A 26542-nucleotide genomic window follows, 5' to 3' on the forward strand; every position below is an offset into this window, starting at 1 on the left:
AGCACTGCCGCGATTGCCCATTGTCATTGCCGCCGGAAAGCTCTTAATTAGAGAGATGGGGTTATGCGGCGCAAAGTCGCTCGATGCACCCTTATTGACAGTTTCGCTGAGCTGCGGGCCCCCAAGCGGGTGCAGGTCAGACCGATTGGGCCGGTAACGGCCGACGAACCGCTGATACTTTGCCTGGCTGCAAGCCTTGCTGAAGCGCAGCTCATTTAATGGACCGGAAACGCGGGATATCGCGGGTTTCCCGGTCGGAGAAGAACCGCGATGACACGCGCAGATGCCAGGAGCAGAACGACCGGGGCCGCATACGCCCCCCTCGCTGCCGCGTCGCCTTTCGCCCTGACAAGACACATACCGCAATGCGAGGCACCCCCAGGGTCCTTGCGGGCGCTCATGTGCAATATGGATCTATGCCTAAGAAAATGCTTATCGATGCCACCCACGCTGAGGAAACTCGCGTTGTCGTGGTCGACGGAAACAAGGTTGAGGAGTTTGACTTTGAATCCGAAAACAAACGCCAACTTGCTGGCAACATCTATCTCGCAAAGGTAACCAGGGTCGAGCCGTCGCTTCAGGCGGCCTTTGTCGATTACGGCGGCAACCGCCACGGTTTCCTTGCCTTTTCGGAAATTCACCCGGATTACTACCAGATTCCCGTCGCCGACCGTCAGGCCCTGCTCGAGGAAGAGCGCGCCTATGCCGAGGCGCAGGCCGCCAAGGAAGATGACGACGAGAAACCGAAGCGCAACGCCCGCACGCGCACGCGCAGCCGCTCGAAGTCGAGGGCCGAGGAGGTCAGCAGCGACGACGCCACCGCCAGCGCAGAAATCGCCGGCATGGAGACTGTCGATCTGAGCAACGACGAGGAAGGTTCCTCGCCGATGGAGCGGGTGGCCGAGACCCCGGTCGAGGAGCCGGGTGACGATGATCAGGAGCTTGCCTCCGCTGAGGGATCGACAGGGCCGGAGCATTCGGAGAACCCTGATGCATCCGATGCCGACGCCGGTTCCGACGAGGCCGCCGCCGCAGATGCCGACAGCCAGGACGATGAGAGCTATGGCGAGGATCAATCCGATCCCGCGGTCAAGGATGACAGCATCGAATCCGTCGCCGACGAGGATGACAGCGAAGACATCCGCCCGGTGCGCAAGCCGCGCCCCAAGCGCTACAAGATCCAGGAAGTCATCAAGGTTCGCCAGATCCTGCTGGTACAGGTCGTCAAGGAAGAACGCGGCAACAAGGGCGCGGCGCTGACCACCTATCTCAGCCTTGCAGGTCGCTATTGCGTGCTGATGCCCAACACCGCGCGCGGCGGCGGCATCTCCCGCAAGATCACCAATGCCGTGGACCGCAAGAAGCTCAAGGAGATCGCCAGCGAGATCAAGGTGCCGAGCGGTGCCGGCCTGATCGTGCGCACCGCCGGGGCCAAGCGCACCAAGGCGGAAATCAAGCGCGATTACGAATATCTCCAGCGTCTCTGGGAGCAGATCCGCGAGCTGACGCTGAGAAGCATTGCACCGGCCAAGATCTATGAGGAAGGCGACCTGATCAAACGCTCGATCCGCGACCTCTACAATCGCGACATCGACGAGGTCTTCGTGGAGGGCGAGCGCGGCTATCGCATCGCCAAGGACTTCATGAAGATGATCATGCCGTCCCATGCCAAGAACGTAAAACTCTATGCCGAGAGCCTGCCGCTCTTCGCCCGCTACCAGGTCGAAAGCTATCTCAGCGGCATGTTCAACCCGACGGTGCAGCTGCCCTCCGGGGGCTATATCGTGATCGGCGTGACCGAAGCGCTGGTTGCAATCGACGTGAACTCCGGCCGCGCCACCAAGGAAGGGTCGATCGAGCAGACCGCGCTCAAGACCAATCTCGAGGCCGCCGACGAGGTGGCCCGGCAGCTGCGGCTGCGCGACCTCGCCGGGCTCATCGTGATCGACTTCATCGACATGGACGAGCGCAAGAACAACGCCGCCGTCGAGAAGCGCATCAAGGACAAGCTGAAGACTGACCGCGCCCGCATCCAGATCGGCCGGATCTCCGGTTTCGGCCTGATGGAGATGAGCCGCCAGCGGTTGCGCCCCGGCATGATCGAGGCCACGACACAGCCTTGCCCGGCCTGCCACGGCACCGGCCTGATCCGTTCGGATGACAGTCTCGCGCTGTCGATCATCCGCCAGATCGAGGAAGAGGGCACCCGCCGACGCTCGCGCGAAGTATTGGTGCGCTGCCCCGTCGGTATCGCCAATTTCCTGATGAACCAGAAGCGCGAACATGTCGCCCAGATCGAGCTGCGCTACGGTCTTTCGGTGCGCATCGAAGGGGATGCGGCGCTCGTCAGCCCGGATTTCACCCTCGAGAAGCTCAAGACCGCGACCCGCGTGGTGCCGCCCGTGGCGCATGTGGTCTCGGTCGATACCTCGCTGATGGACCAGATCGACGCGGACGAGGACGAGGCGGAAGAAGAGACTGCTTCGGTCAGCGAGAGCGAGGCACAGGGCAGCGACGAGCAGAACGGTGACGGCGAGGGCAAGCCGAAGAAACGCCGTCGCCGCCGCCGCCGCAGCCGGAATGGCAAGTCGAACGGCGATGCGCAGAACGGCGACAATGTCGAGAACGGCGCCGATGCGGAGACCGCGGCGCAGGGGGCCGAAGAGGACCGCAGCGCGCCTGCCGATGACGGCGAAGGACAGGCCGCAGCGCCGCAGGACACGGCCGCGCCGGACGAGGACAATGTCAAGTCCAAGCCGAAAACGCGCAGCCGCTCGCGCAGTGCCGCCGACAAGGCCAAGGTGGAGGCCGAGCTGGCGGGCAACGAGGATGCCCAGGTTTCCGGCACGGCAGATGCCGAGGCGCTGCTCGAAAGCGAGGCAGCTGCGGAAGAAACGCCGAAGCCGAAGTCGACCCGCTCACGAAGCCGCAAGAAGACGACAGCGGAGGGCGAGGAGGCCGCCGAACCCGCGCCGAAGAAACCCGCCAAGCCCCGCGCCTCGCGCGCCAAGGCCAAGCCGAAAGCAGAGAAGGCGGAAACGTCGGAAGCCAATGAACCCGCGGCGACAACGCCGGAACCGGTGGCCGAGGTTCAGATCGAACCGGCGCCCGAAACGATGACGGAGCCGACAGCGCAGGTTGAAAGCCCGACACCGCAACCGGAAGAGCCGGGCCTAATCTCTGCGCAGGACGCGGAAACGCCGCTGGCGGAAGCTGCGGCGGCGCGGCCCGAGCCTGCCGCGCCGGATTCAGCGGCAGAACAATCGGCGACCGCTGATCAACCTGCTGAAGCTGATTCATCGTCGGAAGCGGTGCAGTCCGCCGAGCCCGAGCAGGATCAGCCCGCCGAGGTGGAACAGCCGACGGAACAGGTCGAGCCCGCCGGGGCGGAACAGCCGAGCGAGGAACAGCCCGCAGCCAATGCCGCCGACGCCCCGCACACGGCAGAGCCTGTCGCCGAGGCACCTGTCGAAAAGCCGAAATCCAAGCGCAAGGGCTGGTGGTCGCTCGGCGGTTGACTGAACCGGAAATCGTGAAAATCGGGCAGGGTAGGTCTTCGGACCTGCCCTTGCCGTTTCAGCCGCCCTTGCGGATCGCAAAGAGCAGCACCGCGCCTTCGCTCTCGCTGCTGAGCAGCGCGTGACCGGCTTCGGCACAGAAATGCGGCACGTCGATCACTGCCGCCGGATCATCCGAACGCAGTTTCAGCACGTCGCCCTTGGCCAGCGCCTGCAACCGTTTGCGTGCCTTCAGAACCGGAAGCGGGCAGAGCAGCCCGGTGGCGTCGAGATCATGTTCATCCATGATCCCGAGATAGAAACTTTGTTTCACCCCGTCCACAGGGATGTGACCAAGGGTCGCGTGACGCCATGTGAAAACCCGTCTATGTGTCGGATATGTTTGGAATTGAACTTATCGACGCCGGGTTGATGCCCGCCATGACCATCGCGCTGCTCGCGGGGGTCATCAGTTTTCTCAGCCCCTGCGTCCTGCCGATCGTGCCGCCCTATCTCGCCTATATGAGCGGCGTCTCGCTGGGCGACATGTCGAGCGTCACTGCGGCGCGGCGTCGGGCGGTCATCGCGGCGCTGTTCTTCGTCATGGGGCTCAGCACCGTCTTCTTGCTGCTCGGCTTCACCGCCTCGGCTTTCGGCGCGTTTTTCCTGCAAAATCAGGTGCTTTTCGCCCAGGTTTCAGGCATCGTCGTGATGATCTTCGGGCTGCATTTCCTCGGCGTTTTCCGCATCCCCTTCCTCGATCAGGAAGCTCGGCTCGATGCCGGCGACAAGGGCGGCTCGTCGTTCGGCGCCTATGTGCTCGGTCTTGCCTTCGCCTTCGGCTGGACGCCCTGCATCGGGCCGCAGCTCGGCGCGATCCTGTCACTGGCGGCTTCCGAGGCATCGGTGTCGCGCGGAACCCTGCTGCTCGGGATCTATGCCGCGGGCCTCGGGATTCCGTTCCTGCTGGCCGCCATGTTCATCACCCGCGCCATGGGGCTGATGAACCGGATCAAACGGCATCTGAAGTTGATCGAGAGGATCATGGGCGGGCTGTTGCTGCTCGTGGGGCTGGCGCTGTTGACCGGGGCCTTCACAACCTTTTCCTTTTGGCTGCTGGAGACCTTCCCGGCGCTCGCGACCCTCGGCTGACGCCTTACTCTTGCCCCAAAACATGGCTAGAGAATGCCAAAGAAGAGGGTTGGCATGAGTGTGAGAAACGATCATGCGGGCCGGATCAGGCGGCGCCGGGTGTTCTATATTCCCGGCTACGACCCGATCCATCCGCGACGCTACCGGGAATTATATCGCAGGGAGGGCGCGGCGCAGGCGGCGATCTCCGGCTATGAAATTGCCCTGAAGCCGAAGCGCGGCGACGGAAATTATGGTTGGTCGGTCAATGCGTTGATCGATAATGTTGAAGTTGTTACCGAGGTCGAGGTCCTGGTCTGGTCCGATATCGTGCGCGCGTCGATGAAGGGCTCGATCCCGGCCACATATGCGCAGCTTTTTCGCACGGCCTCGATCTATATCTCCACCGGTGCGCTGGCACGGCTGATGCGGCTGCGCAAGGGACCGGTGATCGCCGCGCTCTACCCGGTCGCCATGCTGCTCTTGCAACTTGCGCTGGCGCTGAGCGTCGGCTTCGGTCTCGGGCGCATGATCAGCGCGGCTGTCGCGACGCTGCTCCCGACGCTGCCCGATTGGGGCGCGATTCTGGTCCTGCTGGCGGTGATGTTCCCGGTGAGCTGGGCCATACTCGAATGGTTCAGACGCAAGGACGGGAAATTTTTCGCATATTATCTGATGCATGATTACGCCTACGCCGCTGCGACGCGCGGGGCCAATCCGGCAGAGCTCGAGGACCGCATGTCCGAGTTCGGCGCCACGATCGCCGCCGCCCTGCAGAGCGAGGTCGACGAGGTGCTGATCGTGGGCCATTCCTCCGGCGCGCATATCGGGGTCTCGGTGCTGGCCGATCTGATCCGTGCCGGAAAAGTGTCGCAGAATGGTCCCAAACTGGCTTTCCTGTCTTTGGGGCAGGTCGTTCCGATGGTCTCTTTCCTGCCTGAGGCTGCGCGGCTGCGCGGGGATCTGCGCTATCTCTCGGCGCGGAGCGAGCTTGCCTGGGTCGATGTCACCGCGCCGGGCGACGGCTGTGCCTTCGCGCTCTGCGATCCGGTCTCTGTCTCCGGCGTCGCGCCGCCGGACAAGCGCTGGCCGCTGGTGTTTTCCGCGGCCTTTACCCGGAGCCTGTCGGCAGAGCGCTGGAAAGCCCTGCGCTGGCGATTTTTTCGTCTGCATTTCCAATATCTCTGCGCCTTCGACCGGCCGCGTGACTACGATTATTTCCAGATCACCGCCGGACCGCTCAGCCTGGCGGCGCGCTATGCGGATCGCGCCCCGTCGAAATCGCGGATCGACCATGTCGTCAGCGGCCACACGTCCATCGCCGCATGAGCCAACCGCCGAAACCCGCCAGCCGGGCCGACAAGGTCTCGCTCTGGCGCTACGCGCGGCTTTTTCGCAGTGATATTCTTTCGGCGCAGCCCGCACGGCTCTATCGCGCCTGGATGGCCGAGTTCCGGACGCCGTTTTTTCGCAGCTACCTGGTCAACGACCCCGAGTTGCTGCGCGTCGTGCTGAAGGAGCGGCCGGATGATTTTCCCAAATCCAAGAGGATCGGCGAGGGGCTTCGCCCGCTTCTGGGCAATTCGGTCTTCCTGACCAATGGCGAGACCTGGAAACGCCAGCGTCGGATCATCGACCCTGCCTTCGAGGGCGGGCGCCTGCGCGAGACATTCCCGGCCATTCACGCGGCGGCGGAGGCGGCAGCGGCGCGGTTGGAGAATTACTCGGGCGAGGCGGTCGAGGTCGAGGCCGAAACCAGCCATGCCGCGGCGGATGTGATTTTTCGCACGCTGTTCTCCATTCCCATCGATCACCATTTGGCGCGTGATGTTTTCCGGGAGTTCAAGACCTACCAACGCAGCCAGCCGATCCTGAACCTTGCCGCTTTCGTCCCGCTGCCGCGCTGGATGCCGCGGCTTTTTCGCAAGGGAACCCGGCGCAGCGCCGCACGTATCCGCGGTTTGATCGGTGATTTGACCTTGCAGCGGATGGCCGAGATCGAGGCCGGGCAGGCGCCGGATGATCTCGCAACCAAGATCATGACAACCGTGGACCCGGTGAGCGGTGCGCGGTTCGACGTTGAAGAGATGATCGACCAGGTGGCGATCTTCTTCCTCGCCGGGCATGAGACCAGCGCTTCGGCGCTCGCCTGGGCGCTCTATCTCGTGGCGACCCATCCCGATTGGCAGGACCGGCTGGCTGCGGAGGCGCAGGTGATCGACGGGGAGGATTTCGCGGTCCTGTCCAAGCTGCGTCTGTCGCGTGATGTTTTTCGCGAGGCTTTGCGGCTCTATCCGCCGGTGCCGATGATGGTGCGACAGACGGCCTGCCCGGAGCATTTTCGCAAACGCGTTGTTCCCAAGGGGGCGCAGCTGGTGCTGAGCCCCTGGCATCTGCACCGGCACGCGCGGCTATGGGATAATCCCGATGGGTTCGATCCGTCCCGTTGGGAAAGCGAGAATGGACGCAAATGTCAGCGTGAGGCCTATATGCCGTTCTCCAGCGGTGCGCGCGTCTGCCCCGGGGCCGGTTTCGCGATGATCGAAGGGGTGCTGATCCTGTCGCGGATCCTGCGCGATTTTCGTGTTCTCCCGGTCGAGGGCAAGGTGCCGGTACCGGTGGCGCATCTGACGGTACGCGCGCAAAGCGGTATCTGGCTGCGTTTTGAGCGGCGGTAGGTTCTATCTTCGCTGCGCGCTTTGTTCTAGATACTGAGGCAAACGGAATCAGACATAGGCGGGCCAGTAATGGGTATCGACAACGCACAGAAACAGCAGATCGAAAGCGGCAAGGGGTTCATTGCGGCACTCGATCAATCGGGCGGTTCGACCCCCAAGGCGCTGAGCCTTTACGGTGTCGAGCCGGGTGATTATTCGGGCGAGGAAGAGATGTTCCAGGCGGTGCACGACATGCGCAAGCGGATCATCCTGGCCGATGAATTCACCTCCGAGAAGGTCATCGGCGCGATCCTGTTCGAACGGACCATGGATAGCGAGATCAACGGCAAACCGGTGGCGCGTCTGCTTTGGGAAGATTGCGGCGTCGTGCCGTTCCTGAAGATCGACAAGGGTCTCGCAGACGTCGCCAAGGGCGTTCAGATGATGAAGCCGATGCCGGAACTCGATGTACTGCTGTCGCGGGCAAAGGAAGCCGGAATTTTCGGCACCAAGGAACGTTCGGTGATTCAGGAAGCCAACGAGAGCGGCATTGCCGAGGTCGTGGCGCAGCAATTCGAGGTGGCGAAGACGGTCTGTCAGGCCGGTCTGGTGCCGATCATCGAGCCGGAAGTGAATATCCATTCCGAGAGCAAGGCCGAGGCGGAAGAGATGCTGCGCGCGGAGCTCGACAAGCATATCAACGCGCTGCCCGAAGGCGAGATGGTGATGCTGAAGCTGACGCTGCCGGATGTGCCGGGACTTTACGATGCGCTTGCCGAGCATGCCAACGTGCTGCGCGTGGTGGCCCTGTCCGGCGGCTATTCCACCCAGGAAGCTTGCGAGAAGCTGAGCCAGAACAGCGCGATGATTGCCAGCTTCAGCCGTGCGCTGACCGAGGGGCTGAACGTGAAGATGAGCGATGCGGAGTTCAATACCGCGCTCGGGGCGAATATCGACAAGATCTATCGCGCTTCGGTGGCGTGATCCTTCGGAATTTTCGAGAAATTCCGGGTCGTTTTCTTGCAAAGAAAACGTTTACAGGACGAAACGTATGGGCTCCTGGTTGCAGAAGATGACCAGTTGCCCGGCGTTTTCCATGGCGTGAAAGCCACGACGGCGCAATTCGGCTTCGAAAGCGGCGATTCCGACATAACGTTCGATGTCACGCAAGTTCCGGCGGATCACGCCGCCGGAGCAGGCGGCACGCGAACTGAACATCGTCGTGATCCAGGCCTGTGGCGACAGGGGAGAGGGAGCATGTTTCATACATGGCTCAATCAATCACGCGCAGGTAAACGCTCCCTTAACGTGCGCAGCACATAGACCCGGATCGCCGAGGCCAGCCCGGCCTCGACCCCGCGTGCCGCGTCTATTTCGGCAACCAAGGCATTGATCGGTTGGCCTTTTTCCTCGGCGATCTGGCGCAGTTCCCGCCAGAAATCATCTTCCAGCGAGATCGAGGTCCGGTGACCCCGCAGGGTCACCGAATGTTTGACGGGCCGGGCGCTCATTCCTCGCGCTTGTGCGACTCGAGCTTGCGCGCATCCTGGTCAGCGCGGTTTTCCAGCAGTTCCTTTTGCGCTTTGCTCTGCCCGAAGCTGACGGAATTCTCGTCCGCACGGGCGCGCCGTGCCTGGCGCTCCCGTTCCTTCTTCACCTTGTTGAGGTTGATCGGATTGCTCACCCCTTTGGGCCGATCATGTTCTCGGGGCGCACCACCCGCTCGAAGGTCTCCGCATCAACGAAGCCGAGGGCGATCGCCTCTTCCTTCAGCGTGGTGCCGTTCTTATGCGCGGTCTTGGCAACCTTGGTGGCATTGTCATAGCCGATTTCGGGCGCCAGCGCGGTGACCAGCATCAGCGATTCACGCATCAGCTTCTCGATCCGGTCGGCATCGGCCTTCAGACCATCGACCAGATTGTCGGTGAAGGCGACCGAGGCGTCGCCCAGCAGTTGCATGGATTGCAGCACGTTATAGGCCATCATCGGCTTGTAGACATTGAGCTCGAAATGACCCTGGCTGCCGGCGAAGCCGACCGCCGCGTCATTGCCCATGACATGGATGCAGACCTGGGTCAGTGCCTCGCATTGGGTCGGGTTGACCTTGCCGGGCATGATGGAGGAACCGGGCTCATTCTCCGGCAGGATCAGCTCTCCAAGTCCGCAGCGCGGGCCGGAGCCGAGCAGGCGGATGTCATTGGCGATCTTGAAGAGCGAGGCGGCGACGGTCTTCAGCGCGCCCGAGATTTCGACCATCGCGTCATGCGCGGCCAGAGCCTCGAACTTGTTGGGCGCGGTGACAAAGGGCAGGCCGGTGATCTCGGCCATGTTATGCGCCACGGTCTCGGCCCAGCCTTTCTGGGTGTTGAGTCCGGTGCCGACAGCGGTGCCGCCCTGCGCAAGCTCGTAGATCCGCCCGAGCGCATCGCGCACCCGCTGGATGCTCATCGCCACCTGATGGGTATAGCCGGAGAATTCCTGGCTCAGGGTGAGCGGCGTCGCATCCTGGGTATGGGTGCGGCCGATCTTGATGATGCCGTCGAATTCCTCGACCTTGGCCTGCAAAGCTGCATGAAGCTTCTGCAGTCCGGGGAGCAGCACGTCATGGGCGGTGCGTGCCGTGGCGATATGCATCGCGGTCGGGAAGGTGTCGTTGGAGCTCTGGCCCATGTTGCAGTGATCGTTGGGATGCACCGGGTCTTTCGAGCCGATCTCGCCACCGAGGATCTCGATGGCGCGGTTGGCAATCACCTCGTTGGCGTTCATGTTGGACTGGGTTCCGGACCCGGTCTGCCAGACGACGAGCGGGAAATTGTCGTCGAACTTGCCTTCGACAACCTCGCCTGCCGCCTGCACGATCGCGTCGCCGAGCTTCGCATCGAGCGCGCCCTGCGCCATGTTGGCCTGTGCGCAGGCTTTCTTGATCACGCCGAGCGCGCGGACGATGGCGATGGGCTGCTTTTCCCAGCCGATGGGGAAGTTCAGGATCGAACGTTGGGTCTGTGCGCCCCAGTATTTGTCGGCGGGAACCTCGAGGGGGCCAAAGCTGTCGGTTTCTGTGCGGGTCTGGGACATCGGGGGCTCCGTGAATTTGGGTTTACTGCGGTTTAGCCTCGCGGCCGGTCCGAAGCAACTGGCCATGCGGGAGAGGGATCACGGGACTGACGCGGCGCTTCTCGCCGTGCTATGCTGCGCGGCAATGACGTGACAAGTGCGCCGCCCCGGCCCTGCGGAAGAGGTGGCTTTATCGGGAGGACGTGGATGGAAAAGATGCGCTGCAGAGGTTTCGTGACGCTGCTGCTGGCGGCGCTATGGCTGGCGGCCGCGCCCTTGCCGGCCGCGGCGGATATCTCGCGGTTCGTCGGCGATTACGTCGGCACGGCGGAGATCATCTCCTCGGACGGCAGCAGAAGCGACCGCGACATGAGCGTGAGCATCTTTCCCACCGGCAAGGATTCCTTCGCGGTGGCCTGGACCTCGGTCACACGCCAGGTCGATGGCCGGGCGAAGTCCAAATCCTATCGGATCGAGTTCAGGCCGACGGCGCGGGAGGATGTCTATGCCGCGGCGATGCGGCAGGATGTTTTCGGCAACGCGGTACAGCTCAACCCGATGAAGGGCGAACCCTATGTCTGGGCACGGATCATCGATGACACGCTGACGGTCTTCTCGCTCTATGTGGATGCACAGGGCGGTTACGATTTGCAGCAATTCGACCGGACGTTGACCGAGGGCGGTCTCCTGCTCGATTTTCTCAGCATCCACAACGGTGCCGAGGTGCGGCGCATCTCGACCTTTCTTGAGCGAAAATAGCGGAAGGGAGCCGGGCGGCTACTTGCGGAAACTGTCCAGCGAGACGATCTCGGCATCCTTGCCATGGGTCTCGGAGACTTCGAGCTCATGCTCATGCACCTGGGTCAGCTCGGTCTCGTCCTCGTCATCCTCCTCGGATTCCTGCTGCTCGAAGCGCAGGCCGAACTCAACCGAGGGATCGACGAAGGTGCGGATCGCGTCATAGGGGATATAGAGCGGTTCGGGCGCGTCGCCGAAATTCAGCGTGACCGAGAAGCCTTCTTCGCCGACTTCGAGATTGTCATACCAATGCTGCATCACCACGGTCATCTCGCCGGGGTAGCGGTCAGACAGCCAGTCGGCCAGTTCCGCATCCGGATGGGAGGTATCGAAGGTGATGAAAAAGTGATGATTGCCCGGCAGGCCGCGTTCCGCAACATCGTTGAGCACCTGGCGGATCAACCCGCGCATGGCGTCGTGCATCAGGTTGCCATAATCAATGCTGCGGCTCATCTAACTCTCCGGGTTCCCTTTGACCCTTTCAACATACCCCATTTGCAGGGAGAGGAAAGGGGGCGCGATGGCTAAACCATGCCGAGTGCCAGCGCCAGCAGAGCGAGCAGGGCCATGCTGGGCACGAAGCCGCGCCCGAGTCCCAGCATGAGCAAAGCGGCGCCCAGGGTAAGCGCCGCCGCGGTCACGTTGAAACTGCCGGGAACCGGGGCGGGCAGGGCCAGGAACACAGCCGGTTTCACCTGATCGAACAGCACGTGCAGGGCGAACCAGACCGAGAGATTCGCGATCACCCCCACGACGGCGGCGGTGATGGCCCGCAGGGCGCCTGCCAGCCGGGGCTGCGCGGAAATCTGCTCAAGATAGGGACCGGCAAGGAAGATCCACAGGAAGCAGGGGGTGAAGGTGACCCAGAGCGCCAGCATCCCGGCTGCGAGCGCGCCGGTGACGCCCGATTGCGCGAAACCGGCCAGCAGGGCGACGAATTCGGTGACCAGGATCAGCGGTCCCGGCGTGGTCTCGGCCAGACCGAGCGCGTCGATCATCTGATCGGTGCTGATCCAGCCGAAATCCTGCACCACGTTCTGCGTCATATAGGCCAGCACGGCATAGGCGCCGCCGAAAGTGACCAGCGCCAGTTTCGAGAAGAACAGGCCAAGCTGCAGCAGAAAATCCTGTCCCAGCGCCCAGAGAATGATCAGCGGCGCCGCCCAGAGCCCGGCCCAGAGCGTCAGGCTGCGCAGGCTGCGGGCCGGCCTGTCCGCTGCGGCCTCCAGCGCCAGGGGCGGGCCGTTGCGGCGCATCATGCCCCAGCATCCGGCGGCGAGGATGATCAGCGGGAAGGGCAGGCCGATGACGAACAGCGCGAGGAAGGAGGCGAGGGCCAGCGTCCAGCCCTCGGTGCCATGCAGCGCCTTGGCGGCGACCTTGCGCAGCGCCTGGAACACCACGATGATCACTGCCGCCTTGATCCCCAGAAACGCGGCCTGCACCGAAGGGAGCTGTCCGAAATAGGCATAGGCAAAGGCCAGCGCCGCGATCACCAGCGCGCCGGGCACGACGAAGAGCAGCCCGGCCAGCAGCCCGCCGGCAATTCCGTGCAGACGCCATCCGGCATAGGTGGCAAGCTGCATCGCCTCGGGCCCGGGCAGCAGCATGCACAGCGACAGGGCACGCAGATAGACGGTTTCGGAGAGCCAGCCGCGCAGCTCGACCAGCTCGCGGTGCATCAACGCGATCTGCGCCGCCGGGCCACCGAAGGAGAGCAACCCGATACGCCCGAAGACCCGGAACAATTCGGCACGAGACGGAGAGGTCATCCGGCCCGCCCGGACGGCCAGTCATGCCCTTCGCCCTGACCATCGCGCGCCCAGGCATAGAGCGCGTCATAAAGCGCCATCCCGGCGTCAAGCTGTGCGAGGTCATCGCGATATTGCCGCGACAGCCCGACCGAGAAGGCCAGCAGCCCGGCGGCTTCGGGGGCGAGGTCGTGACGGTTGGTATCGGCGGCGCGGATCACCAGTGCCAGACGGTCGAGGGCCGTTGTGTGCAGGTGGAATTCGTCGAGCATCGTGTCAAAGCTGCAATTTTCGCCGCGATGCGACCAGAAAACGTCTTCGACATCAAAGGCCGTCGCGCCGAAGCGCTCGGCCACGCCGATCACCTCGCCGGGAGACACGTAGAGAAACCGCGCCCCGGGATCGACGAAGCGGCGGATCAGCCAGGGGCAGGCGATGCGGTCTATCTTTGGACGGTGCCGGGTGACCCAGAGCGTGGCGACATCGACCTTTTCGGGCAGGGCCGCGGCCGGGATGCGCGGGGCCTCCGGGTGTTTGCGCCAGCCAGACATGCCGCCCGAGAGATATTCCGCCGCGATGCCTTCGCCACGCAGCCGCGCCGCCATGCCCTGGCTCAGCTTCAGGCCCTTTTGGCAGACCATCACAACGCGCCGTCCGCGCAGAATCTGTAATAGCCCGGCGAGATCCTCATGGGGATGGCGGAAGGCGCCGGGAATCAGGAAGGGATCGGCGTTGAAATCGGCATCGGTGGAGATATCCACGATCACCGGCGCGCGCGGCGTGCCAATCAGCCGCAGCAATTGCGGAACGGTGATTTCATCGGGGGCAGCCATGGCATGTATCCTCTTGCTCGGGAAACATGCGAACCTCTGGCTGACGCCTCACGGGGCGTTCGCGACGGACCCCATGGGGAGATTCTGTCATGAAAGACGCATGCCGGTCAATACCGCCGCTCCGTGCGGCGACGGTTTGTCATCAGCGGAGATGGTGGCAGAAATCCTGTCAGATCAACGGCAAGGGAGGTGTTTTTCTTGCGAGCATCGCAGCGCAAGCCTGAACCGGCCGCCGGTGAACTATCTTCTGCGTTGAATGGAAAGTGCAGGCTTCTGTTGCCAGGTGCCTGCGAACCCCGCCTTAAGCTGCTAGGCCCAAGGGCTTAAGTTTCGGTATTTCTAACTGCTTACGCAGCCAGAGCAACCGGAGCACGATTGTCATTTGCAATTGTACATTTTGTACCGATAACGGTGGTAACTCACCGAGACAAAGCAACACCTTTAGACGTTCGTCGATCCTGTTTCGACCCCATGACCGCCAAATGAACGGTGATTGGTGGAGTCGCCGGGTACCGCCCCCGGGTCCGATCCGCTTATTACGAGCGCGTTTATGTCCATAGTCCCGAAGGACAAGACGAATATAGGCCGGGGCGGGCGGCATTAAAAGGGGGTATCTGAGGTCTTTTGCAGAAGATTTTCGCGAATCCGGCCTGACCTGAAACGGTCGCATCGCGTTATCCCGCAGGCTGGCGCGCCGCGCGGGCCGCGAAGACGCTTTGTGCAAGCTCCTGTGTCTCGGTCTCCAACGCGCTCAACCCGCCGGTGACAGCCGCGCCATCGCGTGCCGCGAGCGCATCGGCGATGTCGCCGTGCAGCGCTATGATCCGGGCCCGGTCGCGCGCGGTGAAGGTGATCATGTTCATCAGCGGCTGCATCGCCTCGACCGCGCCGGCGAGCTGATAGCTGAGCACCGGATTGCCGGTGCCATCGACCAGCGCCCGGTGAAAGGCCACGTCCGAGGCGCAGAAGGCCTCGTCGCTGAGCCCCGGCTGACCCTGACGGTGGATTTCAGCGCGCATCGTGGCAAGATGATCGGCGCTGCGCCGCGCGGCGGAGAGCGGGGCGCAGGCCCGTTCAAGCGCGTAGCGCGCCTCGCAGGCGGTCTCGAAACTGACCGCGTTCATCGAGATCAGCAGCGTCGAGGTGGTGATCTGCTGGGCCTGTGCGGCCTCGAAGCTGAGCCGGTTGACGAAGGCGCCGCCGCTGGCGCCGCGCTGGGTGCGGATCAGCGATTGCGCCGCGAGCCGCTTCAGCGCCTCGCGCACGGTGGGGCGGGAGACGGAGAACTGTTCGGCGAGATCGGCTTCCGAGGGCAGCCGCTCGTCGACAATGAGCCGTCCCTCGACGATTTCATCGCGTAGCGCGGCGGCGATCTGGGTCGAGAGATCGGAAGGGCGGGAGGCGTCGTTTTTCATATGTCTTACATTTAATGTTTGCCGGAACTTTAATTGTCTGACAATACTTCCGCAAGCATCGAGTCGGCAGGGAGGCTTGGGAAATGAATTCGGTTCTGCGCTCGACCCTCTGGCTCGGATTTTTCGGCGCCGTGCTGGCGGCCTGGTGGCTTCTCTATGCCATGGCGATGCAGATGGATCTCGACCTGCTCGGCCGCCCCGGGGCCATGGCAGAGCGGATGCGCTGGATGGATCCGGGCATGGACATGGACATGCCGATCGCGCGTTTCGGTCCGCTGTTCGCGATGTGGGCGGTGATGATGGCGGCGATGATGCTGCCGAGTCTGGTGCCGACCCTGCGCGCCTACGAGGATCTGATTGCAAGCGCCAATGGCAGCCGGGGCGGATGGCTCGGCGTGCTTTCGGGGTATGGGCTGATCTGGCTGATCTTCGCGGCGGTGATCACGGTCTTGCAGTTGCTGTTGCTGCATGGCGGGGTGATCGACATGCTCGGCATCGCGCGCTCGCGTTGGCTGGCGGCGGCGCTGCTGGCCTCGGTCGGGCTCTACCAGTTCAGCCGTGCCAAGCAGGTCTGTCACGGCGTCTGCCATGCCCCGATGATGTATTTCCTTGGTCATTGGCGCGCCGGTTTCGCGGGCGGGCTGCGCATGGGCGCGTGGCTCGGTGCATTCTGTGCGGGCTGTTGCTGGGGCTTCATGCTGCTCGGCTTCGCGGGCGGTGTGATGAACCTCGCCTGGATGGGTCTCGCGACCTTGTTCATGGTGCTTGAAAAGCTGCCGCAGATCGGCGGCCATGTGATAAAACCAATGGGCCTGGCCCTGATCCTCGGCGCTTTCGTCGTGGCGGGCTGGCCGTTTCTGACAGGAGGATGAGATGGGAAACCGGGCTGTGGATCCTAAGAACTGGGCGATCAAGGGGGAATTGTTTCTGAATTGTTCCTGCGAGGTCTTCTGCCCCTGCGTCGTCTCGCTGGGTGCCCATCCGCCGACCGAGGGACATTGCCATGCCTGGATGGGCATCGTCATCGACGAGGGAAATTTCGAGGGCGAGGATCTGGCCGGGCTGAACATCGGCCTCCTGGTCGATATTCCCGGACGTATGGGCGAAGGCAACTGGCGCGTCGCGGCCTATGTGGACGAGCGTGCCAGCGAGGCCGCCTATGACGGGTTGCTGCAGATCTTCTCCGGCGCGGCAGGGGGCACGACCGGGCTTTTCACCATGCTGGTCAGCGAGATCATCGGCGCCGAGCGTGCGCCGGTCGAGATCATCCGCGACGGCCGCCGCCGGGTGATCAACATCGGCCGCAAGATCAACGGCGAGATCGAGATGATCGGCGGTCACGAAGCCGATCAGCCGGTGACGATCACCAATTCGAAATACTGGATGGGGCCGGATATCATCGCCGCGCGCGGCGTGAAGTCGAAGGTCCGCGATTACGGCCGGGTCTGGGATTTCGGCGGCAAGTCGGCGGAGATCTGCGCCATCGACTGGCAGGGCTCGGCGGCGTGATCCATGTCCCGCGGCGGTCGGGCCACGGCACAGCGCCGGGCCCGGCAGGCCGTTCTCACCTTGATTTAACCTGATGTGTCCGATGCCGGAGGGCTGAACCATGATATCGCTAGCAACATCGCGCCGTCTGCGTCGCACGCCCTTTTCCGAAGGGGTCGAGGCCGCCGGGATCACGGCCTATACCGTCTATAACCACATGCTGCTGCCCTCGGTCTTCGAAAGTGTCGAGGCGGATTATCATCATCTCAAGCGGCATGTGCAGGTCTGGGACGTCTCTTGCGAGCGTCAGATCGAGCTGCGGGGCCCCGACGCCGGGCGGCTGATGCAATTGCTGACGCCGCGCGATCTCGGCAAGGTCGGCGAGGGACGCTGCTGCTATGTGCCGATTGTCGATCACGCCGGTTTCATGCTCAATGATCCGGTCGCGCTGAAGCTGGAGGACGACCGCTGGTGGATCTCGATCGCGGACAGCGACCTGCTGCTTTGGGTCAAGGGGATCGCTCAGGGCGGCGGGTTTGACGTGCAGGTCAGCGAACCCGACGTCAGCCCGCTTGCCGTGCAGGGACCGCAGTCCGACACGCTGATGGAACGGGTCTTCGGCGATGCGGTGCGCGATCTGGGATTCTTTCATTTCGGGCGTTTCACCTTCGAGGGCCGGCCGCTGGTCGTGGCGCGCTCGGGCTATTCCAGGCAGGGCGGCTTTGAGATCTATGTCGAGGGGAGTGATATCGGCATGCCGCTTTGGCGCGCCCTGTTCGCGGCCGGGAGGGATCTCCAGGTCCGGGCAGGTTGTCCCAACCTGATCGAGCGGATCGAGGGCGGGCTGCTGAGCTATGGCAACGACATGCGGGGCGATAATACGCCCTTCGAATGCGGACTCGGCAAGTTTTGCCAACCGCAGGCCGTGGCGGATTGTATCGGTCGCGACGCGCTGCTACGCGCGCAGGAAACCGGCCCGACGCGACAGATCCGCGCAATCGAGATCGCTGGGCATGATCTGCCCCGCTCCGACCGGGCCTGGCCGCTGCTCGCCGCGGGCCAGCGGGTCGGGCAGGTGACCTCGGCGGCCTGGTCGCCGGATTTCGGTGTCAACGTGGCGATCGGCATGGTCGATGCCTCCCATTGGGACGCGGGAACCGAGTTGCAGGTCGAGACCGCCGAGGGCCACCGCGCCGCGCTGGTTCGTGCGCAATTCTGGGCCTGAAACTGATCAAGTGAAACGGGACACATCCCCGGAAAGGAAAACGATATGTTCAAGGCATTGGTCGTCACCAAGAACGAGGAAACCGGCAAGACCGCCGCTTCCGTCGATAATCTGTCGCTGGAGGATCTGCCGCAGGGCGAGGTCACGGTGGCGGTCGAATATTCGACGGTGAATTACAAGGACGGACTCTGCATCGGGCCCGGCGGCGGGCTGGTGCGCCATTATCCGCATGTGCCGGGGATCGATTTTGCCGGGACTGTCGAAGCGTCGGAAGACGACCGCTACAAGGCCGGTGACAAGGTGGTGCTTACCGGCTGGCGGGTCGGCGAAGCGCATTGGGGCGGCTATGCGCAGAAGGCACGGGTGCGCGCCGACTGGCTGGTGCCGCTGCCCGAGGGGCTCGATACACGGCAGGCGATGGCGGTCGGGACCGCCGGCTTCACCGCGATGCTGGCGGTGATGGCGCTGGAGGATCATGGCCTGGCCACGGGGCACGGTCCCGTGCTGGTGACCGGCGCGGCGGGCGGCGTCGGCTCGGTGGCCACCGCGATCCTTGCCAATCTGGGGCATGAGGTGGCGGGCGTCACCGGGCGGCCGGAGACCGGTGATTACCTGACCTCGCTGGGCGCAAGCCGGATTGTGCCGCGTGAGGAGATCAACGAGACGGTGAAACGCCCGCTCGAGGGCGAGACCTGGGCGGGCTGCGTCGATGCGGTCGGTGGTGCGATGCTGGCGCGGGTGCTGGGGCAGATGAAATACGGCGCCTCGGTCGCGGCGGTCGGTCTGGCCGGGGGCGCCTCGCTGCCGGGCAGCGTGATCCCGTTCCTGTTGCGCAGTGTCAATCTGCTCGGCATCGACTCGGTCATGCAACCCTACGAGCGCCGACTTGAGGCCTGGCGGCGCATTGCCCGCGACCTGCCGATGGACAAGCTTGACGCGATGGTTCAGCCCGCGACGCTCGAGGACCTGCCACGGCTCGGCGCGGATATTCTGAAAGGACAGGTCAAGGGTCGCGTCGTCGTGGACGTCAACGCCTGATCGAGGGAACAGGCGGGCGCCGCCTGTCCCAATCTCGTGCCGCATGAGAGGCCCCCGGCGTGTCGGCTGCGCCATGCCGCGCCTCGCTTTTCCCGCCGGGGGCTGCCACCTTCAGGCCCGCACACCTGCCGGGTCTTCTCCCGTTTTCTGCCTCCTGCCGGTTTGTTGTCCTGTACAGCGGCCGTGCTATCCTCCAGAGAGGCACATAGAGAACCGGAGCGCGCGACGCCCCGTGCGGGGCTCGGGCGTTCCTCAACAGAGAGGCACAAGATGACCGACACATCCTCGCAGGGGATCCCTGCGCCAGAGGGGACGTCCGACCTGATCGATACCGACTACGAGATCGGACAGGACAACCTGGAAACCCAGATCGGCCCTTTCGGCGTCGATATCCACAACCCGGTCTTCCTGATCTCAGGCCTGTCCATCGTCGCCTTCGTCTTCTACACGATCGCATTGCCCGAACAGGCCGGGGCGGCTTTCACTGCCATGTTCAACTTCACCACCAAGAATTTCGACTGGTTCCTGATCGGCGCCGCCGACATCGTCGTGATCTTCGCATTGATGCTGATCGTCTCGCCCTTCGGCTCGGTCCGGCTCGGCGGTGACGAGGCGACGCCGGATTACACCTATATGGGCTGGTTCGCGATGCTCTTTGCCGCGGGCATGGGCATCGGGCTGATGTTTTACGGCGTGTCCGAACCGCTTACCCATTTCTCGACCGCTTTCGGGGAGACCAGTCTCGAGAACGGGTTGCGCACCGACTGGGCGCCGCTCGCCGGGATGGCCGGTGATGAACCGGGTTCGGTGCGCCTCGGCATGGCGGCGACGATCTTTCACTGGGGGCTGCACCCCTGGGCGATCTATGCCACCGTCGCGCTGGCGCTGGCGCTGTTCACCTTCAACAAGGGCCTGCCACTGACCATCCGCTCGGCCTTCTATCCGATCCTCGGGGAGCGAGTCTGGGGCTGGCCGGGGCATGTGATCGACGTGATCGCGGTCTTCGCGACGCTCTTCGGTCTTGCGACCTCGCTCGGGTTCGGCGCGACCCAGGCCAACGCCGGGCTTAACGAACTCTTCGGCGTGCCGATCGGCAAGACGACCGAAGTGGTGCTGATCACCGCGATCACCGGGGTGGCGCTGATCTCGGTGCTGCGCGGCCTCGATGGCGGGGTGAAGATCCTCAGCGAGATCAACATGGGGCTCGCCGCATTGCTGGCGCTGTTCACGCTGATCGTCGGGCCGACGGTATTCCTGCTGACCTTCTTCTGGGATTCGCTGGTGGCCTATGTCGAATATCTTCCGGCACTGGCCAATCCCTTCGGCCGCGAGGATGTGAACTTCTCGCAGGGCTGGACGGCCTTCTACTGGGCCTGGTGGATCAGCTGGTCACCCTTCGTCGGCATGTTCATCGCCCGGGTGAGCCGCGGCCGGACCGTGCGCGAATTCGTCATCTGCGTATTGCTGATCCCCTCGATGGTCTGCATCCTGTGGATGTCGATCTTCGGCGGCACCGCGATCCACCAGGTGCTGAACGACGGTTATACCGGCGCGCAGGATGCGGAGCTGCCGCTGCAGCTGTTCCGGATGCTCGACCAGCTGCCGCTGGCCTCGATCACCTCCTTCATCGGCATCGTGCTTGTGGTGGTGTTCTTCGTCACCTCGTCGGATTCCGGCTCCCTGGTGATCGATACGATCACCGCGGGCGGCAAGGTCGATGCGCCGGTGCCGCAGCGGGTGTTCTGGTGCATCTTCGAAGGCGCCGTGGCCATCGCGCTGCTGATCGGCGGCGGGCTGGCGGCGCTGCAGTCCATGGTCATTTCGACCGGACTTCTGTTCACCGTGGTGCTGCTGCTGATGTGTTTCTGCATCTTCCGCGGGCTGCAAAGTGAACGGGCCGAGTTGAAGTAATCGCGACACCATGTCAGGCTATCGGCGGGCGCTCCTCATATGGGGGCGCCCGTTTTCTGTCAGGGAGTATGAGTGATGAATGAGCTGGATATCGATTACGTGCGCAGCCAGTTTCCGGCCTTCGCCGAACCGGCGCTGCAGGGACAGGCGTTCTTCGAGAATGCCGGCGGCTCCTATACCTGCCGACAGGTGATCGACCGGCTCTTTCGCTTCTACACCCAGCGCAAGGTGCAGCCCTATGGCGCCTTCGAGGCCAGCCGCCTCGGCGGGCAGGAGATGGACGAGGCCCGCATGCGCATGGCGGCGCTGCTCGGTGTGGCCGCCGACGAGCTGAGCTTCGGTCCCTCGACCACGCAGAACACCTATGTGCTCGCCCAGGCCTTCGCCGGAATGATGCAGCCGGGGGGGGCGATCGTGGTCACCGATCAGGACCATGAGGCCAACAGCGGCCCCTGGCGCCGCCTCGCCGAACGCGGCATCGAGATCCGCGAATGGAAACTCGACCCCGAGAGCGGGCATCTGGAGCTCGACGCGCTGGAAGACCTGCTCGACGAGAACGTGCGTCTCGTCTGCTTCCCGCATTGCTCCAACGTGGTCGGCGAGACCAATCCGGTCACCCAAATCACCGCGCTGGCCCATGCCGCGGGAGCATTCGTGTGCGTGGATGGCGTGTCCTATGCGCCGCATGGCTTTGCCGATGTCGGATCGCTCGGGCCGGATATCTATCTGTTCTCCGCCTACAAGACCTACGGACCGCATCAGGGGCTGATGGTGATCCGCCGCGCGCTGGCGGAACTGCTGCCCAACCAGGGGCATTTCTTCAACGCCGATGCGCTCTATAAACGCTTTACCCCGGCCGGGCCGGATCACGCACAGATCGCCGCCTGTGCCGGCATGGCAGATTATATCGATGCGCTCCATACCCATCATGGCGGCGCGCAAGGCACGGAGGCGGCGGCGCGGGCCAATGGCGTGCATGACCTGATGCGCCAGCATGAGACGCGCCTGCTTCAACCGCTGCTCGACGCGGTGAAATCGCGCAATTCGGTGCGCCTGATCGGCCCCGACCGGGCGGAGAACCGCGCCCCCACGGTGGCGCTAGCGCTGAACCGCCCGGCCGCGGAGGTCGCGACGGCGCTGGCGGAGCGGCGGATCATGGCGGGTGGCGGTGATTTCTATGCCGTCCGGGCGCTCGAGGCGTTGGGGGTGGATCTCGACAAGGGCGTTCTGCGCCTCAGCTTCACCCATTACACCAGCCGCGAAGAGATCGAAGCGTTGTTGAACGCGCTGGATGACGTTCTCTGAACCTGAGGCAAAGCAATGGCTTGTGAGGTGATGTTAAGGCGGTAACGCATGTGTTTGCGGTTGGAACTTGATCTGGATCGCGCCGCTCTATCTCTGAAGGGATGATTTTGACACAAGGTTTGAGATGTCCGACACCTCCCCGATCCTGCTCTGGTTCCGCCGCGATCTGCGGCTCAGCGATCATGCGGCGCTGAGCGCGGCCTGCGGGAGCACGCGGCCGGTCATCCCGCTGTTCATCCATGACGAACAGGTTGCGGCCCTGGCGGCAGCGCCGAAATGGCGCCTCGGTCTCGGGATCGAAGCACTGGCACGGAGCTTCGGGGAAAAGGGATCGCGGCTGATCCTGCGGCGCGAGGATGACGCGCTCGCCGTGCTGCGCGCGCTGCTGAAAGAGACCGGCGCCTCGGCGCTCTACTGGACCCGGGCCTATACGCCTGCGGAGATCGAGCGCGACAGCACCATCAAGGAGGCGCTGCAGGAGGAGGGCATCGAGGCGCGCAGCTTCGGCGGGCATCTGATGTTCGAGCCCTGGGAGGTGGAGACAAAGGCCGGGAGCTATTACAAGGTCTATACGCCCTATTGGAACGCGGTGAAGAACCGCGACGTCGCCGAACCGCGCAGCACGCCGAAGGAAATCAGAGCGCCCCAGAAATGGCCAGAGAGCGATGCGCTCGAGGATTGGGAGATGGGCGCGGCGATGGACCGGGGGGCCGCGATCGTGCGGCCCTTCGTGCAGCTCGGTGAGCAGGCGGCGCAGTCCCGCCTGGGCAACTTCATCGCGCATATCATTGAGGATTATGACAAAACCCGGGATTTTCCCGGTGAGGACGGCACTTCGCAACTCTCCGAAAATCTCAGCCTGGGCGAGATCAGCCCGCATCAATGCTGGCATGCCGGGCGTCGCGCCATGGAAGAGGGCAAACGCGGTGCCGAGACATTCCTCAAGGAGCTGGTCTGGCGCGAGTTCGCCTATCACCTGATGTATCACAGCCCGCGTATCCTGAGCGAGAACTGGCGCGAGAAATGGGGAAGTTTTCCCTGGAAGGATGACGCCCGGGCGGCGGAAGTCCGGGCCTGGAAGAAGGGGCGCACCGGCATTCCCTTCGTCGATGCGGCGATGCGCGAACTCTACGTCACGGGGCGGATGCACAACCGTGCCCGGATGATCGTCGCCAGCTATCTCTGCAAGCATCTGATGACCGATTGGAGGATCGGGCAGAAATGGTTCGAGGAATGTCTGATCGACTGGGACCCGGCGAACAACGCCATGGGCTGGCAATGGTCGGCAGGGTCCGGCCCCGATGCGACGCCGTTTTTTCGCATCTTCAACCCGTTGTCCCAGCAGGAGAAATATGATCCCGACGGGGCCTATGTGGAGCGCTGGATTGCCGAAGGTCACGAGGAACCGCATGCCGATGCGCTGGCTTTTTTCGACGCGATCCCGCATCACTGGACGATGTTGCCGAAGAACGATTATCCGGCACCCGTCGTTGCCCATGAAGAGGGCCGTGCAGAGGCGCTTGCCGCCTATGAGGACCGTGATTTTTGAAGATTGTTTATCGCCCGGGCCCGGTTAGACTTGCCGGAGCGGGGGGTGACGGGCGACGGGAGGGCGCATGATTTTGACGAGTGTCGAGGGACAGGACGATCTGCCCCGTTATTTTTCGCAGGTCTTCGTCCGGGCGCAGGGGCTGCAGCATGGCCGGGTCGATTTCGTCCTGCCGGACGGCCGCCGCTTTCGCGCCGAGGGCGCGGCGCCGGGACCGGTGGCCGAGCTGCAGATCCACAACCGCGATCTTTTCGCAAGGCTGATCCGCGAGGGCGATCTCGGTTTTTGTGACGCCTATCTCGATGAATGGTGGAGCACGCCGGATCTGCAGGCGTTCATGGATCTGGTTCATGCCGATAACGAGGACATCTATGACGGATTTCCCGGCATGGCCCTGCTGCGCAATTACGAGAAGTTCCGCTTCTGGCTGCAACGCAATCACCGCAGCCAGGCCCGCAGGAACATCAGCCATCATTACGATCTGGGCAATGAATTCTACGGCCTCTGGCTGGATGAGACGATGACCTATTCCAGCGCGCTTTTCGCAGAAGGCGCGCAGGCATCGCTGAAGGCGGCGCAGATTGCCAAATATGCCTCCATGGTCGATCAGATGGGCGCCCGGCCCGGCGATCACCTTCTGGAGATCGGCTGCGGCTGGGGCGGTTTCGCCGAATATGCGGCGCGTGAACGGGGGCTCAGGGTGACCGGGCTGACAATCAGCGAGGAGCAGATCAACTATGCGCGGGAGCGTATTGAAAAAGCAGGACTTTCCGCGCAGGTTGATTTCAAGTTGCAGGATTACCGCGATGAGCGTGGCCTCTATGACGGGATCGTCAGTATCGAGATGTTCGAGGCTGTCGGAGAGCGGTACTGGCCGGTCTATTTCGAGACATTGCGCGAGCGGTTGAAGCCCGGGCGCGCGGCGACGTTGCAGATCATCACGGTCGATGACCGGCGTTGGCATGTCTATAAGCGCGGGGTGGATTTCATCCAGAAATACATCTTTCCGGGTGGCATGCTGCCCAGCCCGGCGATCCTGCGACAGCAGGTCGAACGCGCGGGGCTGGTCGTCGATCGCTCGATCGAATTCGGCAAGAGCTATGACATCACCCTGCGGCACTGGCATGAAAGCTTCAACGCCGCCTGGGACCAGATCCGGCAGCTCGGGTTCGACGAGAGATTCCGGCGGATGTGGAATTTTTACCTCACTTCCTGCGCGGCGACATTTGACAGTGGAAATTGCGACGTCACGCAGATTACGGTGCGCCGACCCGTTTGAGGGTCGTCGAGTTCGTGAGGATACGTTCCATGCCCACCGCCGCGCGGCTGACGGCCGCCGTCTGCCTGGCGCTTGTCGCCTTCGTCGTCTCGGGGATGATCAAGCCGCTCTGGCCCGAAAGCACCGATTTTGGCTATTTCACGCAGGTCAACATGCTGATCGGTCTTTGCGCTGGCTGGATCGTCATGGGTGCGCGGGTCGGGCGGGGGATCACCGCGGCGATCCACAACGGGTTGGCGGGGGTCTTCGTGCTGCTGATCTGGGGGCTCGGCGTGCAGGCGATCCATGAGATGATGCGGCTTGCGATGCGCAACCGCTATGACAATGTCTTCGAGGCCGTCACCGCCGTCGCGCAGATCGCCGCGAAATTCGGCGCGCAGATACTGACCTTGCCTGTCGCCCTCGCTCTGATAATGGGCGGGGTGATCAGCGGCCTGATGGCCGAATATGCGGATAAGCGTTGGCGGTAAGACGATGAAAGACCTGTTTTTCTACGGCACATTGCGGCATTTGCCGCTGTTGGAAATCGTGCTCGGATGCGATGTGCAGGGGCTCGACCTGCATGAGGCGACTTTGGGCGATCACGCGATCTATGGTGTCGCGGAAGGGCCGTTTCCGACCATCGTGGCAGAGCCGGGCGGGCGGGCCGACGGGGTGCTGCTGCGCGGGCTGACCCCGGAGCAGGTAGCACGGCTGGATTTCTACGAAGGCGGTTTTGCCTATGATCTGGCGCTTGTGCGCCTTGCCGATGGCAGCAGTGCGGAGGTCTATTTCCCGCAGCCCGGTCTCTGGCATCCGGCGGCGCCCTGGTCGCTGGCGCAGTGGGAGCGCGACTGGGCGGCACTCAGCTGTCATGCGGCGCGCGAGGTGATGGGCTATTTCGGCAAGCGCGACCGCGCAGAAGTGGCGCGCATGTTCCCGATGATCCGCGCCCGAGCGGCGGCGAAGGTTGCAGCGCGGCAGAGCCGCCATGGCGCGGGCACGCTGCAGGGCAGGGTCGAGATTGCCTCTGTCGAGCGGGTATATGCGAATTTTTTCGCACTCGATGAATATCACCTCAGCCATGAGCGATTTGACGGCAGCATGTCCGAGACGGTGGAACGCGCCGTGTTCATCGGCACCGATGCGGCGATCGTGCTGCCTTATGATCCGGGCCGCGACCGGGTGCTGCTGGTCGAGCAGATGCGCATGGGACCGCTGGCGCGCGGGGATCGAGCGCTCTGGCATCTCGAGCCGGTGGCCGGACGTGTCGATCCGGGGGAGACTCCCGAACAATGCGCGCACCGCGAGGCTTTCGAAGAAGCCGGGCTGCGGTTCGACAGGCTTGAGAACATCGCGGAGGTCTATGCCTCGCCGGGCAGTGCCACCGATTTTTTTCACATCTTTCTCGGCCTGACGGACCTGCCCGATGACGTGACCGGCATCCGCGGTATGGATGGCGAACACGAGGATATCCGCTCGCATCTGTTCGACTTCGAAGCGCTGATGGAGTTGTGTGACGCGAGGGAAGCCGCCGATGCGCCGCTGGTCCTGTCGGCCTATTGGCTGGCGCGGCACCGGGAACGCTTGAGATTGGACTGGGGGAAAGCTACATCAGAGGCAAGCTGACAC

Annotated in this window: 25 protein-coding genes and 1 other RNA gene; 16 read left to right on the plus strand and 10 right to left on the minus strand. The window is 63.5% G+C overall.

Annotated elements, in window-relative coordinates; genetic code table 11:
• The first annotated feature begins 416 nt into the window (after window positions 1-416).
• Complete coding sequence (locus tag ACFSUD_RS16040) at window positions 417-3518, plus strand: Rne/Rng family ribonuclease (RefSeq protein ID WP_386375519.1); 3102 nt, start codon at window positions 417-419, stop codon at window positions 3516-3518.
• A gap of 58 nt (window positions 3519-3576) precedes the next feature.
• On the opposite strand, the gene ACFSUD_RS16045 is transcribed toward ACFSUD_RS16040, so the two are convergent.
• The gene (locus tag ACFSUD_RS16045) at window positions 3577-3804 is read right to left on the minus strand and encodes a sulfurtransferase TusA family protein (RefSeq protein WP_386375561.1); all 228 of its coding nucleotides are present in this window, start codon (window positions 3802-3804) and stop codon (window positions 3577-3579) included.
• 92 nt (window positions 3805-3896) lie between these two features.
• On the opposite strand from ACFSUD_RS16045, the gene ACFSUD_RS16050 reads away from it, so the two are divergent.
• The 4 genes from ACFSUD_RS16050 to ACFSUD_RS16065 all read left to right on the plus strand — a co-directional run bounded on the left by ACFSUD_RS16050 (window position 3897) and on the right by ACFSUD_RS16065 (window position 8269).
• Window positions 3897-4649 (plus strand): cytochrome c biogenesis CcdA family protein, encoded by a 753-nt coding sequence (locus tag ACFSUD_RS16050; protein ID WP_386375520.1) that lies wholly within the window; start codon window positions 3897-3899, stop codon window positions 4647-4649.
• Between the two features lie 54 nt (window positions 4650-4703).
• The gene (locus ACFSUD_RS16055; protein WP_386375521.1) at window positions 4704-5957 is read left to right on the plus strand and encodes a hypothetical protein; all 1254 of its coding nucleotides are present in this window, start codon (window positions 4704-4706) and stop codon (window positions 5955-5957) included.
• The gene (locus ACFSUD_RS16060; protein ID WP_386375522.1) at window positions 5954-7306 is read left to right on the plus strand and encodes a cytochrome P450; all 1353 of its coding nucleotides are present in this window, start codon (window positions 5954-5956) and stop codon (window positions 7304-7306) included. Before ACFSUD_RS16055 ends, ACFSUD_RS16060 begins: the two co-directional genes overlap by 4 nt.
• Before the next feature lie 69 nt (window positions 7307-7375).
• On the plus strand, window positions 7376-8269 hold the full coding sequence (locus tag ACFSUD_RS16065) for a fructose bisphosphate aldolase (RefSeq protein WP_386375523.1): 894 nt from the start codon (window positions 7376-7378) through the stop codon (window positions 8267-8269).
• A gap of 51 nt (window positions 8270-8320) precedes the next feature.
• Here the strand turns inward: ACFSUD_RS16065 and ACFSUD_RS16070 are convergent, their stop codons facing one another.
• From ACFSUD_RS16070 to fumC, 4 genes are read right to left on the minus strand one after another with little or no spacing between them, the layout of a single operon-like run.
• The gene (locus ACFSUD_RS16070) at window positions 8321-8551 is read right to left on the minus strand and encodes an N-(5'-phosphoribosyl)anthranilate isomerase (RefSeq protein ID WP_386375524.1); all 231 of its coding nucleotides are present in this window, start codon (window positions 8549-8551) and stop codon (window positions 8321-8323) included.
• A gap of 11 nt (window positions 8552-8562) precedes the next feature.
• Window positions 8563-8796, minus strand: a complete 234-nt coding sequence (locus ACFSUD_RS16075; RefSeq protein ID WP_386375525.1) for a ribbon-helix-helix domain-containing protein — start codon at window positions 8794-8796, stop codon at window positions 8563-8565.
• Window positions 8793-8969 carry a DUF4169 family protein gene (locus ACFSUD_RS16080; protein WP_386375526.1) on the minus strand — a complete coding sequence of 59 codons (177 nt, stop codon included), beginning with the start codon at window positions 8967-8969 and terminating at the stop codon, window positions 8793-8795. The genes ACFSUD_RS16075 and ACFSUD_RS16080 overlap by 4 nt, the downstream gene beginning before the upstream one ends.
• Complete coding sequence (fumC, locus tag ACFSUD_RS16085) at window positions 8966-10360, minus strand: class II fumarate hydratase (RefSeq protein ID WP_386375527.1); 1395 nt, start codon at window positions 10358-10360, stop codon at window positions 8966-8968. The genes ACFSUD_RS16080 and fumC overlap by 4 nt, the downstream gene beginning before the upstream one ends.
• Before the next feature lie 195 nt (window positions 10361-10555).
• On the opposite strand from fumC, the gene ACFSUD_RS16090 reads away from it, so the two are divergent.
• On the plus strand, window positions 10556-11098 hold the full coding sequence (locus ACFSUD_RS16090; RefSeq protein ID WP_386375528.1) for a hypothetical protein: 543 nt from the start codon (window positions 10556-10558) through the stop codon (window positions 11096-11098).
• A gap of 18 nt (window positions 11099-11116) precedes the next feature.
• Here ACFSUD_RS16090 and ACFSUD_RS16095 read toward each other — a convergent pair whose 3' ends face one another.
• The 5 genes from ACFSUD_RS16095 to ACFSUD_RS16115 all read right to left on the minus strand — a co-directional run bounded on the left by ACFSUD_RS16095 (window position 11117) and on the right by ACFSUD_RS16115 (window position 15136).
• Window positions 11117-11590, minus strand: coding sequence for an SspB family protein (locus ACFSUD_RS16095; protein ID WP_386375529.1), 474 nt, complete (start codon window positions 11588-11590; stop codon window positions 11117-11119).
• A 71-nt stretch (window positions 11591-11661) separates the two neighbouring features.
• Entirely contained in the window at window positions 11662-12909 is a 1248-nt protein-coding gene (gene chrA / locus ACFSUD_RS16100; RefSeq protein ID WP_386375530.1) for a chromate efflux transporter, read from the minus strand.
• Window positions 12906-13721 carry a chromate resistance protein ChrB domain-containing protein gene (locus tag ACFSUD_RS16105; protein ID WP_386375531.1) on the minus strand — a complete coding sequence of 272 codons (816 nt, stop codon included), beginning with the start codon at window positions 13719-13721 and terminating at the stop codon, window positions 12906-12908. The genes chrA and ACFSUD_RS16105 overlap by 4 nt, the downstream gene beginning before the upstream one ends.
• Before the next feature lie 262 nt (window positions 13722-13983).
• Window positions 13984-14331: a transfer-messenger RNA gene (gene ssrA, locus ACFSUD_RS16110) on the minus strand.
• Window positions 14332-14395: 64 nt separating this feature from the next.
• Window positions 14396-15136 carry a FadR/GntR family transcriptional regulator gene (locus tag ACFSUD_RS16115; RefSeq protein WP_386375532.1) on the minus strand — a complete coding sequence of 247 codons (741 nt, stop codon included), beginning with the start codon at window positions 15134-15136 and terminating at the stop codon, window positions 14396-14398.
• A gap of 83 nt (window positions 15137-15219) precedes the next feature.
• Here ACFSUD_RS16115 and ACFSUD_RS16120 point away from each other — a divergent pair, with 83 nt between their 5' ends.
• The 10 genes from ACFSUD_RS16120 to ACFSUD_RS16165 all read left to right on the plus strand — a co-directional run bounded on the left by ACFSUD_RS16120 (window position 15220) and on the right by ACFSUD_RS16165 (window position 26539).
• The gene (locus tag ACFSUD_RS16120) at window positions 15220-16008 is read left to right on the plus strand and encodes a DUF2182 domain-containing protein (RefSeq protein WP_386375533.1); all 789 of its coding nucleotides are present in this window, start codon (window positions 15220-15222) and stop codon (window positions 16006-16008) included.
• 1 nt (window position 16009) lies between these two features.
• Window positions 16010-16645 (plus strand): DUF1326 domain-containing protein, encoded by a 636-nt coding sequence (locus ACFSUD_RS16125; RefSeq protein ID WP_386375534.1) that lies wholly within the window; start codon window positions 16010-16012, stop codon window positions 16643-16645.
• A gap of 100 nt (window positions 16646-16745) precedes the next feature.
• The gene (locus ACFSUD_RS16130) at window positions 16746-17849 is read left to right on the plus strand and encodes a dimethylsulfoniopropionate demethylase (RefSeq protein WP_386375535.1); all 1104 of its coding nucleotides are present in this window, start codon (window positions 16746-16748) and stop codon (window positions 17847-17849) included.
• Window positions 17850-17894: 45 nt separating this feature from the next.
• Window positions 17895-18887 carry an acryloyl-CoA reductase gene (gene acuI, locus ACFSUD_RS16135; protein WP_386375536.1) on the plus strand — a complete coding sequence of 331 codons (993 nt, stop codon included), beginning with the start codon at window positions 17895-17897 and terminating at the stop codon, window positions 18885-18887.
• 270 nt (window positions 18888-19157) lie between these two features.
• Window positions 19158-20798, plus strand: coding sequence for a BCCT family transporter (locus ACFSUD_RS16140; RefSeq protein ID WP_386375537.1), 1641 nt, complete (start codon window positions 19158-19160; stop codon window positions 20796-20798).
• A gap of 75 nt (window positions 20799-20873) precedes the next feature.
• Window positions 20874-22103 (plus strand): aminotransferase class V-fold PLP-dependent enzyme, encoded by a 1230-nt coding sequence (locus tag ACFSUD_RS16145; protein WP_386375538.1) that lies wholly within the window; start codon window positions 20874-20876, stop codon window positions 22101-22103.
• Window positions 22104-22227: 124 nt separating this feature from the next.
• Window positions 22228-23652: a cryptochrome/photolyase family protein gene (locus ACFSUD_RS16150; protein ID WP_386375539.1), complete on the plus strand. Its 1425-nt coding sequence runs from the start codon at window positions 22228-22230 to the stop codon at window positions 23650-23652.
• A gap of 67 nt (window positions 23653-23719) precedes the next feature.
• Complete coding sequence (locus tag ACFSUD_RS16155; protein WP_386375540.1) at window positions 23720-24931, plus strand: class I SAM-dependent methyltransferase; 1212 nt, start codon at window positions 23720-23722, stop codon at window positions 24929-24931.
• A gap of 29 nt (window positions 24932-24960) precedes the next feature.
• On the plus strand, window positions 24961-25401 hold the full coding sequence (locus ACFSUD_RS16160; protein ID WP_386375541.1) for a TrgA family protein: 441 nt from the start codon (window positions 24961-24963) through the stop codon (window positions 25399-25401).
• 4 nt (window positions 25402-25405) lie between these two features.
• A complete protein-coding gene (locus tag ACFSUD_RS16165; RefSeq protein WP_386375542.1) occupies window positions 25406-26539 on the plus strand; it encodes an NUDIX domain-containing protein in 1134 nt (377 codons plus the stop codon).
• Window positions 26540-26542 lie beyond the last annotated feature (3 nt).

The sequence above is a fragment of the Sulfitobacter aestuarii genome (genome assembly GCF_042685005.1).
Classification (GTDB): domain Bacteria; phylum Pseudomonadota; class Alphaproteobacteria; order Rhodobacterales; family Rhodobacteraceae; genus Sulfitobacter; species Sulfitobacter aestuarii.

Coding starts and splice junctions, on each gene's coding strand:
- ACFSUD_RS16040 (WP_386375519.1), top strand. CDS start 417: ATGCCTAAGAAAATGCTTATCGATGCCACCCACGCTGAGGAAACTCGC.
- ACFSUD_RS16045 (WP_386375561.1), bottom strand. CDS start 3,804: ATGGATGAACATGATCTCGACGCCACCGGGCTGCTCTGCCCGCTTCCG.
- ACFSUD_RS16050 (WP_386375520.1), top strand. CDS start 3,897: ATGTTTGGAATTGAACTTATCGACGCCGGGTTGATGCCCGCCATGACC.
- ACFSUD_RS16055 (WP_386375521.1), top strand. CDS start 4,704: ATGAGTGTGAGAAACGATCATGCGGGCCGGATCAGGCGGCGCCGGGTG.
- ACFSUD_RS16060 (WP_386375522.1), top strand. CDS start 5,954: ATGAGCCAACCGCCGAAACCCGCCAGCCGGGCCGACAAGGTCTCGCTC.
- ACFSUD_RS16065 (WP_386375523.1), top strand. CDS start 7,376: ATGGGTATCGACAACGCACAGAAACAGCAGATCGAAAGCGGCAAGGGG.
- ACFSUD_RS16070 (WP_386375524.1), bottom strand. CDS start 8,551: ATGAAACATGCTCCCTCTCCCCTGTCGCCACAGGCCTGGATCACGACG.
- ACFSUD_RS16075 (WP_386375525.1), bottom strand. CDS start 8,796: ATGAGCGCCCGGCCCGTCAAACATTCGGTGACCCTGCGGGGTCACCGG.
- fumC (WP_386375527.1), bottom strand. CDS start 10,360: ATGTCCCAGACCCGCACAGAAACCGACAGCTTTGGCCCCCTCGAGGTT.
- ACFSUD_RS16090 (WP_386375528.1), top strand. CDS start 10,556: ATGCGCTGCAGAGGTTTCGTGACGCTGCTGCTGGCGGCGCTATGGCTG.
- ACFSUD_RS16095 (WP_386375529.1), bottom strand. CDS start 11,590: ATGAGCCGCAGCATTGATTATGGCAACCTGATGCACGACGCCATGCGC.
- chrA (WP_386375530.1), bottom strand. CDS start 12,909: ATGACCTCTCCGTCTCGTGCCGAATTGTTCCGGGTCTTCGGGCGTATC.
- ACFSUD_RS16105 (WP_386375531.1), bottom strand. CDS start 13,721: ATGGCTGCCCCCGATGAAATCACCGTTCCGCAATTGCTGCGGCTGATT.
- ACFSUD_RS16115 (WP_386375532.1), bottom strand. CDS start 15,136: ATGAAAAACGACGCCTCCCGCCCTTCCGATCTCTCGACCCAGATCGCC.
- ACFSUD_RS16120 (WP_386375533.1), top strand. CDS start 15,220: ATGAATTCGGTTCTGCGCTCGACCCTCTGGCTCGGATTTTTCGGCGCC.
- ACFSUD_RS16125 (WP_386375534.1), top strand. CDS start 16,010: ATGGGAAACCGGGCTGTGGATCCTAAGAACTGGGCGATCAAGGGGGAA.
- ACFSUD_RS16130 (WP_386375535.1), top strand. CDS start 16,746: ATGATATCGCTAGCAACATCGCGCCGTCTGCGTCGCACGCCCTTTTCC.
- acuI (WP_386375536.1), top strand. CDS start 17,895: ATGTTCAAGGCATTGGTCGTCACCAAGAACGAGGAAACCGGCAAGACC.
- ACFSUD_RS16140 (WP_386375537.1), top strand. CDS start 19,158: ATGACCGACACATCCTCGCAGGGGATCCCTGCGCCAGAGGGGACGTCC.
- ACFSUD_RS16145 (WP_386375538.1), top strand. CDS start 20,874: ATGAATGAGCTGGATATCGATTACGTGCGCAGCCAGTTTCCGGCCTTC.
- ACFSUD_RS16150 (WP_386375539.1), top strand. CDS start 22,228: ATGTCCGACACCTCCCCGATCCTGCTCTGGTTCCGCCGCGATCTGCGG.
- ACFSUD_RS16155 (WP_386375540.1), top strand. CDS start 23,720: ATGATTTTGACGAGTGTCGAGGGACAGGACGATCTGCCCCGTTATTTT.
- ACFSUD_RS16160 (WP_386375541.1), top strand. CDS start 24,961: ATGCCCACCGCCGCGCGGCTGACGGCCGCCGTCTGCCTGGCGCTTGTC.
- ACFSUD_RS16165 (WP_386375542.1), top strand. CDS start 25,406: ATGAAAGACCTGTTTTTCTACGGCACATTGCGGCATTTGCCGCTGTTG.